Origin of the sequence: Parapedobacter sp., from assembly GCF_035556095.1 — a bacterium.
Taxonomy (GTDB): Bacteria; Bacteroidota; Bacteroidia; order Sphingobacteriales; family Sphingobacteriaceae; genus Parapedobacter.
This window is the reverse complement of record NZ_DATMFT010000021.1, coordinates 55,890-72,301: the sequence shown is the minus strand read 5'-3', so window position 1 is coordinate 72,301 and position 16,412 is coordinate 55,890. Positions and strand designations below refer to the sequence as shown.

Here is a 16,412-nt window from a genome sequence, read left to right as displayed (position 1 = left end):
ATTTTATTCGGTGGTTACATACACTGGTCCAACCAAACCCGAGGGTAACAAGGGACTATCGGTTGTATAGGGATTAAACGTGGTAAATGTATAGCGCTTACTGTTACGCTGTCCATTTGATTTGAGCCAATCAGGCCATTTTCCGTCCTTGGCCCCGTCGTCCGGATAGTATTGGTCACCAATCAACCGGTTTACCCACAGATTGACGACTTCGATTTCCAATTTATTCGTACCTATCTTGATATGATCGGTTACATCTACACGCCAAGGTGCTGTCCATAATACCCCTAAGTCGCTGCCGTTCAACTTCACACTTGCCATATGGTTTACCATACCTAAATCAATGTACAGACGCCTACCCTTTTCTCTCGCACCATTAAATGCAAATGTCTTGAGGTAGCGGGCACTGCCAGAATAGTGCCTGATACCTTCTTCAGGCCGTTCCGTCCAGTCAGTAAGCTTATCAAAAGTGATTTGCTCCGGCCCTCCCCATGCCGGATCAAACAAAACCTCCCACGGTCCTTTAATTTCAACAACGGGCTTTGGCACTACGATATTTTCACCTTTGGCCTTTGCAAAGAAAGAGGTGGTACGCTTCCTGGGGAAGACAACAAAAAAACTCTGATGTGGCTCAAACCGTATCGGTATAGCGACCTGTGTACCATTCTTTTCATAGGCTGGCAATTTGCGGGTCGTACCTGTTACGGGGTCCCATAACTGCGGTTGCCCTCCCTGTATACGGAAGTGGCATAAAGCTTCGTGCACATCGGCTGTGCGGTTGGATACGAAATACAAATCCCAATCATCACTGGTCCTGTGCGTGTAGCGGATGGGCTTGTCCACGGTAAAGTCCGCTACCAATCCGGCACCTGTCAAGAATGTTTCCACCACCCCGTAGTCTGGGTATAGGCTATTTTCCGTTGGCTTACTTGCTTCTCCACCCCACAGCAACACGCCCTTTCCAACTTTGCGTAGGGTAGCGGCTTCGGGTATAAGCGTATCGCCCCAAAGTGCTTTACTTAGCGAGCGCACTTCCATATCGCACTGCGGGTAATTGGCCAATCCGGGCGAGCGAAGTGGAGGAATACCCACAACCGATGCACCTGCTTCTACAAGCCCGGTAATCGCTTTTAATAATGCCGGGGTCATGGTCTTGGTCAGTGGCAATACCAGCACCTGATAACGTGCACCGCTTGGAAACACGATTTCACGTTGGTCTACACGTGCTTTCAGCAATTGGCTGGGGGTACAGCCGTCAAAATTATACCCTTTACGGTCGGCAAGAAACGGATCGCCATCGAGCGCCGAAGACGGTGGTGTGAAGACATGCGGTGCGCCTTCTGCCGTGAGGTAAAGGATATCAGCCACTGTACGGCCCTGCTGTAGCAGGTACGAACACCGTGCCAAATAGCGGTGGTACGCATCACTGAGGTGCCACCAGGTTTGATTCCGGTCCCAGTGCACCCCATATGGGCCCATCGTCATGCCCGGCCGGAGGCTGTCTGCAAGCGACTGGTGCTGGAAGGTATGAAACATAAATTGGTTGATTCCAGCGGCAAAAGCCCAGTCTCCCTGATTTTTCATCGCGCCCGGATATTGCTTCCAAGCTTCATCATGCTGCGAGGTAAATGCCTCTGCCGCGACCACCGGCCTGCCTTCTATATGAGCAACAGAAATTGCCTCAATACAGCTGAACACCCCGTTGAAGCCGTAGTGCTGGCTCCAGAATTCACACATAGGAACGTCAGCTACCGAACCGAGCTCCATATCAGACAACGGGTTCATGTCGTAAGGTTCTATAGACATTTTCAACCCGCGGCGCTGTCCATACGCCTTAACATAGCGGGCATGGTGCTCCAATACCAGCTCTTGGGCGGTGAGGCGGAGGTCCCATAAAAAGCGTTCGCTTATTTCGCGGCTCTGTACGATATTGCCGGCGTAGACCGGGTAAAAAGGCTGGGGGTCATATCCACGGCGTTGCTGGAATTCTTCGCGGAATGCTGCCGTCCAGTTTTGTGCTCCCATTTCCCAGCTGTCCATATGCAACCGTGTAAGCCCTCCGTCGCCACGCCGCTTAGCAATGGGGGCACCCCGGTCGAGCAGTTTGCCCACATAGGTATCCAAGTGGTATTTCAGTGCGAGGGAGTCGAACTTATCACTTTCAAAACCTACACCGGGCAGGGGAGCCGGCCGGGTTCCAGCACCGTTGTTGCGGCTCACAAAGCGCATGACTGTCCAGTTACCGGGTGGTACATCCCATTGTAACGTACCATCAGGTCGGAGACTGCCCGTGAGATCAACCAGTGTTGCCGGATCAATTGCAGCAGCTGTATCCGGCTCACCAAACAGCTCGTCCTGTACGAAATAGGGCTTTACTCCCGGCATCGACGTATAGGGATGGCGGTAATAAAGTGCCTTCTCATCAATAAGCGGTATCTCGGTAGGCTGCTGCGGTGTAGGAAACGCCAAAACCGCAACGTCTTCATAGTAATCCTGCCAATTTACTTTTAATTCCGGCGTAAACGTCCCTTCACCAAAATAAGGCGGTTTTGGCGGTGGAACAGGTAAGGTCAGTTGCTGGCGCCCTCCTCCCGACACCTGTACACGCGAAGCGACCAAGTGTTTCATGGATTGCTCACCAGCAACCCACGGGCCGCCACTTCCTGTCCAACCCGGGCCAATCCCCAAGATGACCTCGATGCCAAGCCGCTCCGCTTCCCGCACGGCATAGACAAACATATCCTGCCATTCTTCACTTAAGAAATCAACAGGTCCACGGGGCACGCCCACATCGACCTCCAGAAAAATAACGCTGCCAATTCCGGCACGTTTCATGGCTTCGAGATCGGCTGTCATACCGTCATATGTACGGTTGCCATCCATAAAATACCAGTATACGCCAGGGCGTACGCTGTCGGGCGGATTGACGAAACCTTTCTTTAACTCATCAAGGGCTATCCCTTTAGAAGATCCGGTGGATCCCGAACATATGACGGCACCGCATAGCAGAACCATTAGTCTTAAAAGTAGCTTGTTGAATTTCATATCTTCTATAGCTAGGCGCGGGATGGACCGCGGCAACACAAATTTGGATTAGCTAACTACAAAGATATCTTCCGACACACTACGGCTACATATACAAAGTGGTATTTTGCATATAGATTATGGCTTTTAATTGAAATAAGGCTTGCACATCAAGCCTTGAGGCTATCCAGAATGACATCCTTGATGGCAATCGGCTCAAGTTCGTTTTCCCGTTGCTTATTTTTGGTAATCAGTAGGGGGTAATATTCCGACGGGATTCCAATTGCACCATGTGAGCCTTTCACCAACGTGGCGTCCAGCGGAATTACATCCATCACGTACCGGAAGCCCAGTTTTTTACGGAGGAGCTTATAGCCTGCGCGCAGTTTGGACGACATAAACATTTCTACGGGATCATATCCCGGTTTCTTATGGATGTCTACCACCCGCGCGTAATCGGGAGCTAACCGATCGTCGAGCCAAAAATAGTAGGTAAACCAACTATCCGGCTTGGATACCGCCACAATGTCTCCTGCTCGCCCGTGATCAATATGATACTGCTTTTTCCCGGCGTCATCCAGCAAAAGACCAATTCCCTCTTCCCCTTCCAGCAACTTCATTACATGCTCCTTTGTGGATTGGTCTTTAGTATATATATGGGCAACTTGGTGGTCTGCCACGGCAAACGCTGCGGAAGCACCGGCATCCAGCAATTCCAGTCCCCGCTCGGTACGGATAGCCAATAAGCCGGCTTTGCGCAACAGGCGATTGATATGTATCGGCTTGGATACCGGCACAATGCCGTACTCGGATAGCAGGATGATGTTTATATCCTTGGCTTCATAGAAACTGACCAGCTTCTCCAACAGCCCATCAATCTCCAGCAGTTCCTTTCCGATTTTGCTGGGGTCGGGCCCGAATTTCTGCTGGCAATAATCCAAATGGGGTAAATATACCAAGCTCAATGTTGGATGATACTTGTCTTCAACGTACATAGCCGCGTTGGCAATCCATTCGGAAGATGCAATATTCGCGCCCGGACCCCAGAAGCTAAACAAGGGGAACTGTCCGAATTTTTGCTGCAATTCATCGCGTAGCGTAGCCGGATAGGAATAACAATCGGGAATTTTCCGCCCATCGGCCAGGTAATTGGGCCTAGGGGTCACCGAATAATCCGCTCCCGTATACATGTTATACCACCAGAACAATTGGGCGCAGGTAAAACTGGGATCTTTACGCTTGGCCACCTCCCAAACACACTCACCTTGTACCAACTTATTGGATTGCTTCCAAAATTTTATTTCGCAATCCGTCCGATCATACCACCCATTTCCTACGATTCCGTGCTGCGATGGCCATAAGCCGGTAAGGTACGTGGATTGCATGGAAGTCGTAACGGCCGGTAAGTGTGGCTTTATCCGGCTCACGTGGGCATTTTCGAGGTATTTTTCCAAAAAGGGTGTATGTGCGCCGATTACGGCGGAAGACAATCCAACAATATCGATAACAACTGTTCTTTGCATATCAGCGATGGTCGGTAAATTGGTCAAGTACCCAATTCAACTCGCGAGAGATGGATTCAGCTATCGGGAGTTGCAACTGCTCTGGCAAAACACCCCAAGTGTAGGTTTCCACTTCAAGATGGTTGGTCTGCCGGCTATATTGGTGGATACCCAGTACTTGTAAGATATCCGATTGCGTCGATTTCAGGTCACCTAGATTTTCCAGGAAGATAGGGACGTGGAAATGCGAACGCCATTCCGATACCTGCATATCCAAAAGTCCTGTCCGTGCCTCGGGCAGATCCTTGAAACGTGTCAATCGGCCATCGCGATGCTTGGCAATCACCTGGTGCAGGTAAGTCGGCTCGTCGAATGCCATAAACGCATTGCCTATCGCTTTCCGTGCTTCGGTATCCGCTGGCATCAAAGCTTTAATAGCCGCGCTGATCTGGAATTTCCCGATTTGTATGCCTTGCTGGGCCAGTGCGTCAATCACCGCGCTATGATCCTCGTAACCGAGGGCAAAATGGCAGACATCGTAGCAAAGTCTGATGTGATGCTTAATCGCCCTTTCGGCTTCAGCAGATGTAATGCCCAACTGGTCTGATAAAATCTGTACACCCTCCGGCACCAACTCATCCGCGTACCACGCGATAAACTCGTCACCCGTTTCCAACACACCGTCCGGTTCCGGTTCAATATCCAAATGCAGGTCTCTCCCCTTCTCCTCACGAATTCGATACAGATGGGCGACCATGTCGACGATATGCGATGTTGCCCGCTTCCGCATATCCAGCCAGGTCATTTCATCCTGGTTATATATATGCCGGTATCCAAGCGGCGACGTAGATATACCCCCTTCCCTATCTTCGGGGACCAATTGCGCCAGGATATCAAAGAGTCTTTTGGTATATTGCAGACGCCTAGTGGTTGTCCAATCTGGCGTGTGGACGTTTTCCTTTACCGCCGTACCGTGGAATGCGCCAAACGGAAAACCGTTCATTGTAAAGACGTAACCCTCAACTTCCGTCAACCAATCCTTGAATTCAGCAAGTCGGGCGGGTTCGATTAAGGTTTGGCTAGCCATGTCAGCAAGTCTCAAACCGACACCCATGGGCTGGCTGGGCGATACAGCCTTCTTGATAGCCGGAAAGTGGGTTTTCAGCGATTCAAAATGCTCGTCCCATTGCTCACCACCATGAATATTCGTACAGTAGGTCAGTTGCCCGTAATTGGTAACCATATCAGCTTACTAAGTTAACACCTTCTTGCAGTGCAGCGGCCGACCGCAATACCTGCGCTGTATCCAGCTCGTGTACTTCAACGCCCTGTCCAATTGCCTGAAGCAGCATAATGGTGAGCCGCCCGCCAAGATGCTCCCGGAATTCCTCCAAGCCAGTCAACAGCGGATGCACCGTCCCCTCTCCTTCCAACAGCGGATGGAAAATAGGCAATCCAAGTTCCTGCAGCACGGTTAGCACCCGCTGCGCATCGTGGGGTGGCAGCATATCCGTGATTGCTGAATATACGGTATCCAACGCAATACCGATAGCCACCGCCTCGCCATGCAACACCTCGAAATCGGAGAGCTGCTCCAATTTATGGGCACTCCAGTGCCCGAAATCCAAAGGTCGGGAAGAACCGAATTCAAAGGGATCCGCTCCGGCAATGTGATGGAGATGCAGCTCTGCGCACCGGAAAATAAGGTAATCCATTGCTTCACTATCGCGGCGGCGCAGGCGACCTGCATTGGCTTCGATCCAGTCAAAGAAAGCCGCGTCTTTAATCAACGCTACTTTTACCGCCTCGGATATGCCCGATACCCACGCACGGTCATTCAATGTTAGCAGAAACAGATTGTCGTTGAATACAGCCACAGGAGGGCAAAAGGTGCCGATAAAATTCTTCTTACCGCGATAGTTGATGCCATTCTTCACGCCCATGCCAGAGTCATTCTGGGAAAGAACGGTCGTTGGCACCCGCAAGTGGCGAATACCCCGGTGAGCCACAGCAGCTGCATACCCTACAGCATCGAGCACCGCACCGCCACCAATAGCCATGATGTATGAATGCCGATCGATGCCGTGACGGTCTACCGATTCAATGACACGGTCTACGCTTTCCCAGTGGTTCTTAATCGCCTCGCCACCTGGCACCCGTAAGATTTCGCCGACCAGCTGTACGGCGGATTCGTGCTCCAGATAATCGCGTATCCGCTCGATGAGTGCCGGGTGGCAGGTTACAACGCCTTCGTCAATCACCACAAGCAGCTTGGGCACAGCCCCACCCGCAGCTAGGCGCTCCGCGAAAAAATCGCTTAATAAACGGTTCTCAGGTGCGAACAGCCCCGATGTAAAATGGATATCGTAGTGGTAAGAAACCGAAAATTTCTGTTTAATAATAGACTTCATAAACAACTCAAGTAACGGCAAATAGCTTTGCCAACCAAATGGATAGGGGAAACAACAGCAACGTAGCGAATGTCAATGCCCACATACCCGCCGCCGCTGTCCAAGCGGCGTTCATAAAAATCAGTCCGATCACACCGTGTTTAACGGATTTACGGATATCACTTGCCTCAAGCGTTTGGATGGCTTTGGTTAATGGCGGGAATATAAATGCGATAAACGGCACAACCATCGCAATGGCTAATATGCTACTTTGGTAATACATACCGAAAGCGACGACACACGCCACAACCACACCATACAATATTCCAGATAAATATAAAGGTGCCCGTTGCCCACCGTGGACTTCACCCCGGCTTATGGTCGTCACCGCCGCAATATAAATAACAGGCACGAATGCCAAAAACCAAACCACCTCCAATGCTGCTAACGAATAGCTGATACCCAGCGCCAGGTTGAGACCACGGCATAGCCCCATAGCCAACGGACCTCCAACGCGGTGGTGCTTGGCCCATTTATCGTAGAGCAAACACATCACCACAATGGAAAGAGCAATCACGGCAGGCAGTACACCGACGGTGCCAGCAGCCACCAAGCCGATAAGGAACAGTACCGTTCCTAGCATTGTTGCCCCCCGTTTCGATACCTTGCCACTGGGAATGGGTCGCTCGGGTCGTTCGCGGGCATCGAGGTCCGCATCAAATACATCATTGAAAACCACACCTCCCCCATATAGCCCTATGGTGGCAATAATCAGTGCCATCAACACCGACCAATCCAGCGTAGACCCTTCGGGCACCAACAACAACGCAATGGAAGCACCTGCCAGTACATCCGAAACAGCCGTCACGATGTTCGCCGGTCGCATCAATTGCAGGTACGATTTCAGGTTCTCCATCCGTAACTAGGATATAATGATCGATCCCGCATCTCGCCGCGGCTGCTGTCCGCCACGCAACACCGAATTGCCTTCGAATTTCTGCGCCTGGTCGATCTGGATTTTTCCAGAAAACATCTCTTCATCCAACTGGCCACTTTGGGCGAATGCAGCTATTGCGTTTTTATAACATACCTGTTCAATCACTTCCCGGGGTATCCCGCTCTTTACCATCAAGGCTGCGGTTTTGGGTACCGCCAGCGGATCACTGATACCCCAATCAGCGGCCGAGTTGACCATAATTCGTTCGGGGCCATATTCCTTAACAAGCTGTACCATCCGTTCATTGCCCATTTTGGTAAACGGATAGATGGTGAATGCCGCCCAAAACCCTTTATCGAGTACCTCCTTCACGGTTTCTTCCGTGTTGTGGTCTATGATGACCATCGTAGGATCGAGGCCATGCTCAAGTGCAATGTCCATGCTACGCGATGTTCCGCGGGTTTTATCTCGGTGCGGTGTGTGTACCTGCACCGGCAGTCCGGCCTCTTTGGCCAGCTCCAGTTGCAGGCGGTAATACTTTTCCTCGGCAGCGGTCTGGTCATCGAATCCTATTTCCCCAATACCAACCACCCCTTCCTTATAGATGTAAAAAGGCAACAGTTCCATCACTTCCTCGGCTAGGGCTTCGTTATTGGCCTCGCGCGAATTCAAGCCGATGGTGCAGAAATGGCGGATGCCGAATTGCGATGACCGGAAACGCTCCCAACCTATCAAGCTGCTGTAATAGTCGCGGAAAGTATCGATACCGGTGCGGGGCTGGCCGACCCAGAATGACGGCTCAATCAAACCGACGATCCCGGCGTCGACCATCGCCTGATAGTCATCGGTCGTCCGCGACACCATATGGATGTGCGGATCGAAAAAGCGAAATCCTTTAACTAGTTCTAAGTCCAACGCTACGCGGTCTCCCATAGACGCGCGATCCTGCTCGTGATAGCTGCACATTACTGATTTGTATCTTCGTTTGTTATACTTACTATATCATTGTCCCATATCTCCCACGGAGTTCCACGGCACTCCAAAAGCGACGCAGGTAGCTGATGTTCCTTAAGGTACTGTTGTGCGCCACCGTAGTTGCAGTGTTCGAACGCGTATCTGATTGCCCGTTGTTCGAGCGGCACCTGACTTTCGCCGATGATACGCTCCATCAACTCAAATGCCCGCCCATCCATAAAAGGCCCCACGAGTATCCACAGCATCGGGTTAATTTCCCGGTGCGCTGCATAGCGCTCGTATGCATAGTCGGTTAATGCCTGTGCCAGCCGCAAATTGTTCCGGCGCTTCAACCCGATAATGTGAGGGATGTCTTCATCGGTAAAAAACGCTTTGAGCACTAACTGATTCCATGCGTCTTCATCCAAAAAGTGAGCCGGATACGGGTTATCCACCATCACGGCGTGCCGCACAAGGCCGATGTTGCTCCGAATTCCTTCCTGGCAATGCGTTAGCCAAGCTTCAGGATAATGATATACCGGTAATGCGGAGTAGAGTGCAACCAACTCTTCCATATCGCCGTACTTGAATAACCGTGCAATCAACTGCACATAGTCGGCTTCATTAAGTTTGGGGATACGCATCAATAGCCAAACCCGAGCGAGCCTGGCCATCGGCCACGCTCGCACCACCAACGGAAGCCCACTTTGGTTTTCGTACGTCTCATTCAAGGAAACCGTTGGCGACGTACCATCGGTCTTAAGTTGCCTCGGCAACGATGTGAATACCCGGGCAGTCCTGCCGGGATTCGGGTCGGCAGCAACGCTATCTACTTGCGCCGACAGCCATTGCCATGCCGACGCATGGAGACGCGATTTTATTGCGCGGCCGAAGGTGTCACCGGCGGCAACCTCGCTTGTATTTACATCCACAGTACCTCCCTTTCAATGAAAAATTGTGCAATTCACAAAATTACAATTTTTATGCGCTCCGGCAAATGCGGAAACTACCCCGCTTTGTCACAAAACCGTTGGGATGTGAGGCACAGGCTTATGCGTGCTTACAGCGAGCCGATTCCATACGTTTATCGTGGCAATGGCTACAATAACCTGTGCTAGGTAGTTTTCTCCGAGAGCTTTCAATGCGGTCTCATAGGTTGCTGTCGTGAGGCCCTGCTTACTAATCAAGGTAACTTCTTCCGTTACCTGCAAGATGGCACGTTCCTCTTCCGTAAACAGATCGGTTTCCCGCCATGCATCGAGCAAGAAGATTCGCTGTGGGGCCTCACCGTATTTTAACGCATCTTTGGTATGCATATCGAGACAGAAAGCACAGCCGTTGAGTTGTGATGCCCGAATTTTAATCAGCTCCTTATGTATGGGCGTAAGCTGCGATTGAGCCAGGTATTTTTCCAATGCACGCACGGCTTCAAAGCTTTGGGGTTCAAGTTGATCAATAGCAATACGTTTTTCCATCATTTGACTATTTTCTTGTTACCGCACAAAGATACCATCTTATCGAAGAAAAGCACGAGCACTTACGCTGCCGTACGTAAATAGTAGCCCTTTTCAAACAAATGTCAGCAAACAACGGCTATATCCTAATACACCTAACATTGGCCTGATGGCCAATGTTAGGTGTAATTCACGAAATCAAAACACGCTGTTTGATTACATTTACTTTCCCATAACCAGCCGTGCTTGTGCACCGCCGTCGTCGGTTAGCTGTACCCGGATGGACCCGTCCTTGCGCGCGTCCCGGTCTACCGCCAATATGACCTGATGCACCCCTTGGGTAAACGAGGCGGTAAGCGTACGTTCCTGGATAGCGAGCACGTTGGTTTCTGCCCAAGCCGTAATGCCGTTTGCGTCGTCAAATCGAAATATCACATCGCCCGGGGTAAGGATTTCAACCTGGAACTTCACAAAGCTATAACGCTTGTCTCCGCCGGCTTCTACAATAGTCAATTCATCGATGGGAAGTGCGCCGGAAACCATGCTGTAATGAGCACTTCCACCCGGCTCATTCGCTTTGGAAACAACTTCAATACCTTCGCTTTTTATTCTTTCCAACATTTCATCGTTAACCGGTACTGCTTGCCAGCGCCTTACGAAACGCGCTGTAGGTACCCTAAAAGCACCGGTCTTGCCCAGTTTGGAGAGGTAACTGATCAGGTCGGTAAATTCTCGCTCATCCAAGCTTGCTGTCAAACTCGGGGGCATCAACGAACCGGGTATTTTCTCTCTCGTCTGTATCTTATCTTTCGGGATAGGCACCTCATTGCCAGCAACGTCCCGCATAACGACTTCACTGGGCCTGTCCGCTACTAAGTAGCCCATCATTTCGGTGCCATCCGTACGGACCACCCTTTGCAACTCGTAACCCTCTTTAATCGATTCGGTGGGATATATGATGGATTTGACGATGGCCTCTCCTCGTAAACTTGTTCCAAGACTACTCAGGTCGGGACCTATCTGTCCACCTGCGCCACCCACCGCATGGCATGTTAGGCAGGCAAGTTCCCGCTTGCGGAAGATCAATTCGCCTTCCACCGGGTTGCCACTTTGCTCCGCTTTGGAAACGATCGCTTCGATTTGATCGTCGTCAAGGTCCTGCGGCATACGTTCTGCTGGCAATACACCGCCGGAGGCTTCCAGGCCTTGAATCAGTAGTTTAACTTCGTCCTTTTCCCTGCGATCCCACGGGATCGATGCCTGCACATGCTGGCGTGCTGCCAGCGCTACGGCTTCGGGTATGCGGGTAGCTAGCAACTCCGTAGCCAACGCATTGGTGCGACCGCCATCAGCGAGAAATTCATTGAATACGTTTTTAGCCTGTTCCGGGTCTTCCAGCTCATTCAGCAACCCCACGCTGATCTTGGCTGCGGCGGCCGCATTGAGTTGTACCAGTTGCGAAACAGCGATTAAACGAAGATCCATCGGATGTTGTGCAGTCGCCAGGTTTTTCAGAAGTCCTTGCGTAGCTGTTGGGTTGACGGCTGCCATGGCAGCCATGGCAGCTTTCGCATAATTTCGATTCGTATGGCTCAGGAACTTTTTAAGTTGGGGTTCGAACGCGCTTAATTTCAGCGCTCCTACCACTTTGATGGCAGCAATAGCAGAAGCTTCGTCTGGCCCCTCAATGATTGCCTGAAGGCGGCCCAATTGGTGGTTAACGACAACCCGCCTGTTCCGTGCGGCATCTTCCACCGCGGCGAGCTCATCCGAAACATCGTGCTGTTGCTGTGAAAACCGATCGATGGCAACGTCGAAAATAGCATTCAGATCTTGGAGCTGACCACGTTTAGCAATGGCGGATAGTGCATCTTTTCGATATTGTTGCGGCACCTGGCCTTCTTTGTAAAGTTGCGTTAAAAGCGTAATGGCGTCCGCGGCAGCTGCCGATTTCAACGCATACGATGTTTTTGCAGGATTCCCGAAGAATTGAGGATCGCTTTCAACGGCGGCGAGCCATTCGGGTTCGAGTTGCCGCAGCGTTTGCCACAACGCAAAATTGAGGAATTCATCCATCGGTTGATCCAACACATCCAAGGCAGTTTTCGCAGCCGCAGCATCGCCTAATTCACGTAGTGCAATTACGGCTTCGAGGCGCACCTGCGGATGTGCATCTTTAACCGCTTTTTGCAAAATGGCATTTAGGTTACTGACGTTTTTATGCCAAAGCTGTAACGACCGGAGGGCAGCGGCCCGCACCTGATGGCTTTGTGCATCCAGCAGGCTTTCCAAAAGCGGCCCATTGTAAGTATCAATCGCCTGGAACACCCACAACCCTTCGAGCTTTAATCGTTCGTAATCGTCGCTCTTTTTGTTGAGCTTATCTATCCAACTTTGCAGCGGTCCTGCAACCTCTTCTGCACCCCGCTCTTTCAGTAACTGCCTGGCTTGATCGCGTGTCCACGCTTCGGGCGCTTCCAACGCCTTCAAAAGATTGCCTACCGACGCGCCCACCAGTTTAGGTTTCTTAACTAACGACTGTTTCTTGGCAGTTATACGCCAAATCCGGCCCCGTTCCCGATCGCGCTGTGGGTCGTGGAAGTCAACCTCACCATGCTGGATAATCGGGTTATACCAATCGGCAACATAAATCGCACCATCGGGGCCAATGGAAATATCTACCGGACGGAAGGCCACGTGATCGGTCCAAAGCAGATCGGACATCTGCTTGGAAGCATACCCACTGCCCTGCTCTTCCAATTCGAACCGGTTGATACGATTGGCTCTAAAGTCATTGGTAATCAAATGTCCTTGCAATGAATCTGGCAAATGCCGCCCGGATACGATGTCCAGTCCGGAGTGTTTGGGCTGCCCGGGATTCAACCCGCGCAGTATCTCTTCTGCACCGGGAGCGGCCACGAAAGTAGCACCCGGAAATGCATAATTGATTCCTTCTCCACCAGCGCCATCCGTAAGGAAAGATTGGCCGTATTGATCAAATCGCAGCCCCCATGGGTTTACAAGCCCCCTAGCATACACATCCAGTTCGAGCGTATGGGGCTGTAGTTTCCACACGCCGCCCCCTTCCAGCCGCTTGATTCCCCAAGGGGTTTCCACGTGGCTATGGATGTAAATTGATTGGTTGAAATATAGCCTCCCCTCGGGCCCCCAACGGAAGGTATGGATAAGGTGGTGTGTATCGCCGGTTCCGAAACCGCTGACGATTGTCCTTCGCCTATCTGCCTTGCCATCGCCGTCAGTGTCTGAAAGGTGCAGTATTTCCGTAGCGTTTGCAACGTAAACCCCACCATCTCCGGGCAGAACCCCGGTGGGCTGCACCAAGCCTTCTGCGAAAACGGTCGATTTGTCTGCCACACCATCCCCATCGGTATCTTCCAGGATGAAAACTTTATCATTAGCTTCCTCGCCGGTTTTAGAGAGTGGGTATGCCGTACTGGTAATCACCCATAAACGCCCTTGGGCATCCCAGTTCATCTGAATGGGTTTTGCCACGAGCGGCTCGGCAGCAAACAGCGAAACCTCAAACCCTTCGGCAATCTGGAAGGATTGGAGTTCATTTCTTGGATCATCTTCGGGATATTCCTTGGGTTCGTCCGGTTGGGTCGAACAGGCAGCCAGCAACAGCAGTGGTGCAACAAATAAGCCCCGGAATGCAAATAACACACGTATCGATTTCATCTATCTGTTTTCTGTTTTTTTGTTTACTCCCAAGTAGGCTATTTCTTCAAGGGATTAAGTTCATACGTTTTGATGACCGGTTTCCGGTGCAGATTGATTTGTCCTTCCAACCAGGAGATGATGAAATCGAGGTCCTTAAGTCCTTGCTTGTGCCTGCCCTGCTCATATGCTCTGAAACCCAGAATATAGGTCCTGTTTAGTGGGCGGTATTGCTCGAAGAAGAGTTCGTTTTTCTTGACAATATAGCCACTGATCTTGGCCGCCTGCTCCTGCGAAATGCCGTGGTCCAGCACGATGCCCTTTGCCCAATCATCGGCCGATGCCGTAATCAATTGTCGGCCGTTCTCTGTCAAGGTGTAAAACCCACTAGCCAGGCCACTTACCTGGACAAGCACAGATGCTTGTGCCGCGGGTTGACCTGCATCAGGTACCGGAAGTGGAAGAACCTGTTCTTCCATACTGAACGTGACGTTATCTCCGCCACCGGAAATGATTTTAGCAGGGCCAGTGGCAGTAGCCTTAGACTTGGAAACGTTGACGGCAACCTTTGATTCGCGTAGGGGCCATCCAAAAGACTGTTCAAGCACCTGGGCAAGGTAATAGTAGCCCGCTTCGTTCAAATGTATCCCGTTGTCGAGATAGAGGTCACCGCTATTTTCAGCTAAAGGGGTATAAACGTCCACGTACCTCTTCTTCCGTTCTGTTGCAAGCGATGCAATAGCATCGGCATAAAGCTTAAGGTTTTCATTTTGGGCAACGGTATTTTCCGGGCTGCCAGCTAGCTTGACAGGGATTGTAGAGAGGAGGATTGTCTGGGCACCCAGCGCATCGATCGAGTCGATGATTACCCCGAGCCCATTGATAAACTCGTTGACACCCGCTGCTCCCTTTTGGGATTCCACACCACCATACGCAATCAGAACATGATCGGGGTTGGTGCTTCTGATTTGCTGAAACAATTGCTGGTAGGGTGTGGGCGGAGTGGTAAACGTGCTCCGCGCTTCGGCGAAGACGTTGTCGCCGGTCCATCCGAGATTCCTGAATGTGAGGTCCTTGTCGGGCCACCGGCTCGAAATGGCGAACTCGAGGTATCCTTTTTCCAGTTCATTTTCGAAAAGCGAGCTTCCGAGGAAAAGAATCCGATCGCCTTGGTTAAATTCCAACGAGGAAGGATTACCGGGCTTCTGAGCCGGAAGATCCAAGCAGGTGCCTGCCAACAAAATGCTTAATATTCCGGCGGCAACCAAAAACAATTTTGTTTTTAACATGTAAGATTTGATTAACTATGTATCTGTGATTTTACTAAAGCCCTTCGTTGAAAAATACCCAGAGGCCATCTTTTCCAGCCACCACAATATCTTTTCTTCCCGTACCTCTCAGGTCGGCAACCTGCATATAGATCCCTGTGCCTTTACCAACACCCGGAGGGCCGTAAGCTATTATATTTTTGGTAAACGATTTGCCGTCCCAGGTGAAATAATACAAACCGACATCATCGTTCGCACCCGGATCGCCACCGTTGTGTGCCCTGTAGCGCTTGCCCGTTATCAGCTCTGGTTTACCATCGCCTGTGATATCGGTCCATACCAATTCGTGGTATTGGGAAGCGGTATCGTCGATCAAGTGCTTTTTGAACGAACGCTTGCCTTGGGCGTCAACGTGCTGTTCGTACCAGTGGAGACCATAGCTATGCGCACTTCCTACAATGAGGTCGTTTTTGCCGTCTCCATTGAGGTCAGTCACGATGATTGGGATACTGGCATCGTGGCCCAAATCAAAATCGGGATGGAAAACCCATTGATTATTCCCCTTGTTTTCTATCCAGCCACTGCTTATGATGAAATCGCCTTTTCCATCACCATTGATATCGCCAAACCCAAGGCCATGGCTTTTATAATCTCCTACGTCGTAACGTACAAATTTGCCGGGTGCTTCCAGTTTGAAATAATGCAGTGGAGAACCCGGAGTATTCGGCACAATTTCAACCTGTCCGTCGTTATCCAGGTCCCAAGCCCTCACGGTTTCTACGTTACCTATCTTCGCGATGACGTGGGCCGGCCATTCACCGTCCGTCCCCACATTCTCATGCCAACGCAACTCTTCTCCAAACCAACCACCGGTAATAAAATCCATGCGCCCATCGTTATTGACATCTAAGGGAATGGTAGCAAAATCGTCGAAGTACTCGCCATATGCCGGCTGATCACCCAGTCTATGACGGTTGCGGAAGATCGTGTTGGCATCACCCTCATTGAGGTAAAAAAAGTCGCCGGAGACGAGGTCTGGCTTACCATCGTTATTCACGTCTATTACACCGACCGACTCGAAGCTTTCGGCGGCGACGAAGTGGGGTCTAAACGTGATTTTTTCTTTCTGTTGGGCCCATAAAAACGTGATGGAAACGCTACACAAAATAGGTAATGCCATTAAAACCCGAGCAAATATCCGGCAG

11 protein-coding genes are annotated in these 16,412 nt (G+C 51.0%); all 11 read right to left on the bottom strand.

Translation table 11 applies throughout. From position 1 onward, the window contains the following. Positions 1–3: 3 nt before the first annotated feature. Positions 4–3,045, bottom strand: a complete 3,042-nt coding sequence (locus VNQ80_RS10870; protein WP_325638406.1) for a glycosyl hydrolase — start codon at positions 3,043–3,045, stop codon at positions 4–6. A gap of 149 nt (positions 3,046–3,194) precedes the next feature. Continuing rightward, a complete protein-coding gene (locus tag VNQ80_RS10865) occupies positions 3,195–4,547 on the bottom strand; it encodes an alkaline phosphatase family protein (protein ID WP_325638404.1) in 1,353 nt (450 codons plus the stop codon). A gap of 1 nt (position 4,548) precedes the next feature. Beyond that, on the bottom strand, positions 4,549–5,769 hold the full coding sequence (gene eboE, locus VNQ80_RS10860) for a metabolite traffic protein EboE (RefSeq protein WP_325638402.1): 1,221 nt from the start codon (positions 5,767–5,769) through the stop codon (positions 4,549–4,551). A 1-nt stretch (position 5,770) separates the two neighbouring features. Further along, positions 5,771–6,937 (bottom strand): 3-dehydroquinate synthase, encoded by a 1,167-nt coding sequence (locus tag VNQ80_RS10855; protein ID WP_325638400.1) that lies wholly within the window; start codon positions 6,935–6,937, stop codon positions 5,771–5,773. A 7-nt stretch (positions 6,938–6,944) separates the two neighbouring features. Then, the gene (gene eboC, locus VNQ80_RS10850) at positions 6,945–7,832 is read right to left on the bottom strand and encodes a UbiA-like protein EboC (protein WP_325638398.1); all 888 of its coding nucleotides are present in this window, start codon (positions 7,830–7,832) and stop codon (positions 6,945–6,947) included. A gap of 6 nt (positions 7,833–7,838) precedes the next feature. Next, positions 7,839–8,819: a TatD family hydrolase gene (locus VNQ80_RS10845; protein WP_325638396.1), complete on the bottom strand. Its 981-nt coding sequence runs from the start codon at positions 8,817–8,819 to the stop codon at positions 7,839–7,841. Beyond that, positions 8,819–9,739 carry an EboA domain-containing protein gene (locus VNQ80_RS10840; RefSeq protein WP_325638394.1) on the bottom strand — a complete coding sequence of 307 codons (921 nt, stop codon included), beginning with the start codon at positions 9,737–9,739 and terminating at the stop codon, positions 8,819–8,821. The genes VNQ80_RS10845 and VNQ80_RS10840 overlap by 1 nt, the downstream gene beginning before the upstream one ends. A gap of 87 nt (positions 9,740–9,826) precedes the next feature. After that, the gene (locus tag VNQ80_RS10835) at positions 9,827–10,282 is read right to left on the bottom strand and encodes a carboxymuconolactone decarboxylase family protein (RefSeq protein WP_325639579.1); all 456 of its coding nucleotides are present in this window, start codon (positions 10,280–10,282) and stop codon (positions 9,827–9,829) included. Between the two features lie 201 nt (positions 10,283–10,483). Beyond that, positions 10,484–13,960, bottom strand: a complete 3,477-nt coding sequence (locus tag VNQ80_RS10830) for a PVC-type heme-binding CxxCH protein (RefSeq protein ID WP_325638392.1) — start codon at positions 13,958–13,960, stop codon at positions 10,484–10,486. Between the two features lie 38 nt (positions 13,961–13,998). Further along, complete coding sequence (locus VNQ80_RS10825; RefSeq protein WP_325638390.1) at positions 13,999–15,228, bottom strand: GDSL-type esterase/lipase family protein; 1,230 nt, start codon at positions 15,226–15,228, stop codon at positions 13,999–14,001. A 34-nt stretch (positions 15,229–15,262) separates the two neighbouring features. Then, positions 15,263–16,387: a VCBS repeat-containing protein gene (locus tag VNQ80_RS10820; RefSeq protein ID WP_325638388.1), complete on the bottom strand. Its 1,125-nt coding sequence runs from the start codon at positions 16,385–16,387 to the stop codon at positions 15,263–15,265. Positions 16,388–16,412 lie beyond the last annotated feature (25 nt).

Bases quoted from the DNA above. Each gene is read 5' to 3' on its own strand.
- VNQ80_RS10870 (WP_325638406.1), bottom strand. From the start codon at position 3,045: ATGAAATTCAACAAGCTACTTTTAAGACTAATGGTTCTGCTATGCGGT.
- VNQ80_RS10865 (WP_325638404.1), bottom strand. From the start codon at position 4,547: ATGCAAAGAACAGTTGTTATCGATATTGTTGGATTGTCTTCCGCCGTA.
- eboE (WP_325638402.1), bottom strand. From the start codon at position 5,769: ATGGTTACCAATTACGGGCAACTGACCTACTGTACGAATATTCATGGT.
- VNQ80_RS10855 (WP_325638400.1), bottom strand. From the start codon at position 6,937: ATGAAGTCTATTATTAAACAGAAATTTTCGGTTTCTTACCACTACGAT.
- eboC (WP_325638398.1), bottom strand. From the start codon at position 7,832: ATGGAGAACCTGAAATCGTACCTGCAATTGATGCGACCGGCGAACATC.
- VNQ80_RS10845 (WP_325638396.1), bottom strand. From the start codon at position 8,819: ATGTGCAGCTATCACGAGCAGGATCGCGCGTCTATGGGAGACCGCGTA.
- VNQ80_RS10835 (WP_325639579.1), bottom strand. From the start codon at position 10,282: ATGGAAAAACGTATTGCTATTGATCAACTTGAACCCCAAAGCTTTGAA.
- VNQ80_RS10830 (WP_325638392.1), bottom strand. From the start codon at position 13,960: ATGAAATCGATACGTGTGTTATTTGCATTCCGGGGCTTATTTGTTGCA.
- VNQ80_RS10825 (WP_325638390.1), bottom strand. From the start codon at position 15,228: ATGTTAAAAACAAAATTGTTTTTGGTTGCCGCCGGAATATTAAGCATT.
- VNQ80_RS10820 (WP_325638388.1), bottom strand. From the start codon at position 16,387: ATGGCATTACCTATTTTGTGTAGCGTTTCCATCACGTTTTTATGGGCC.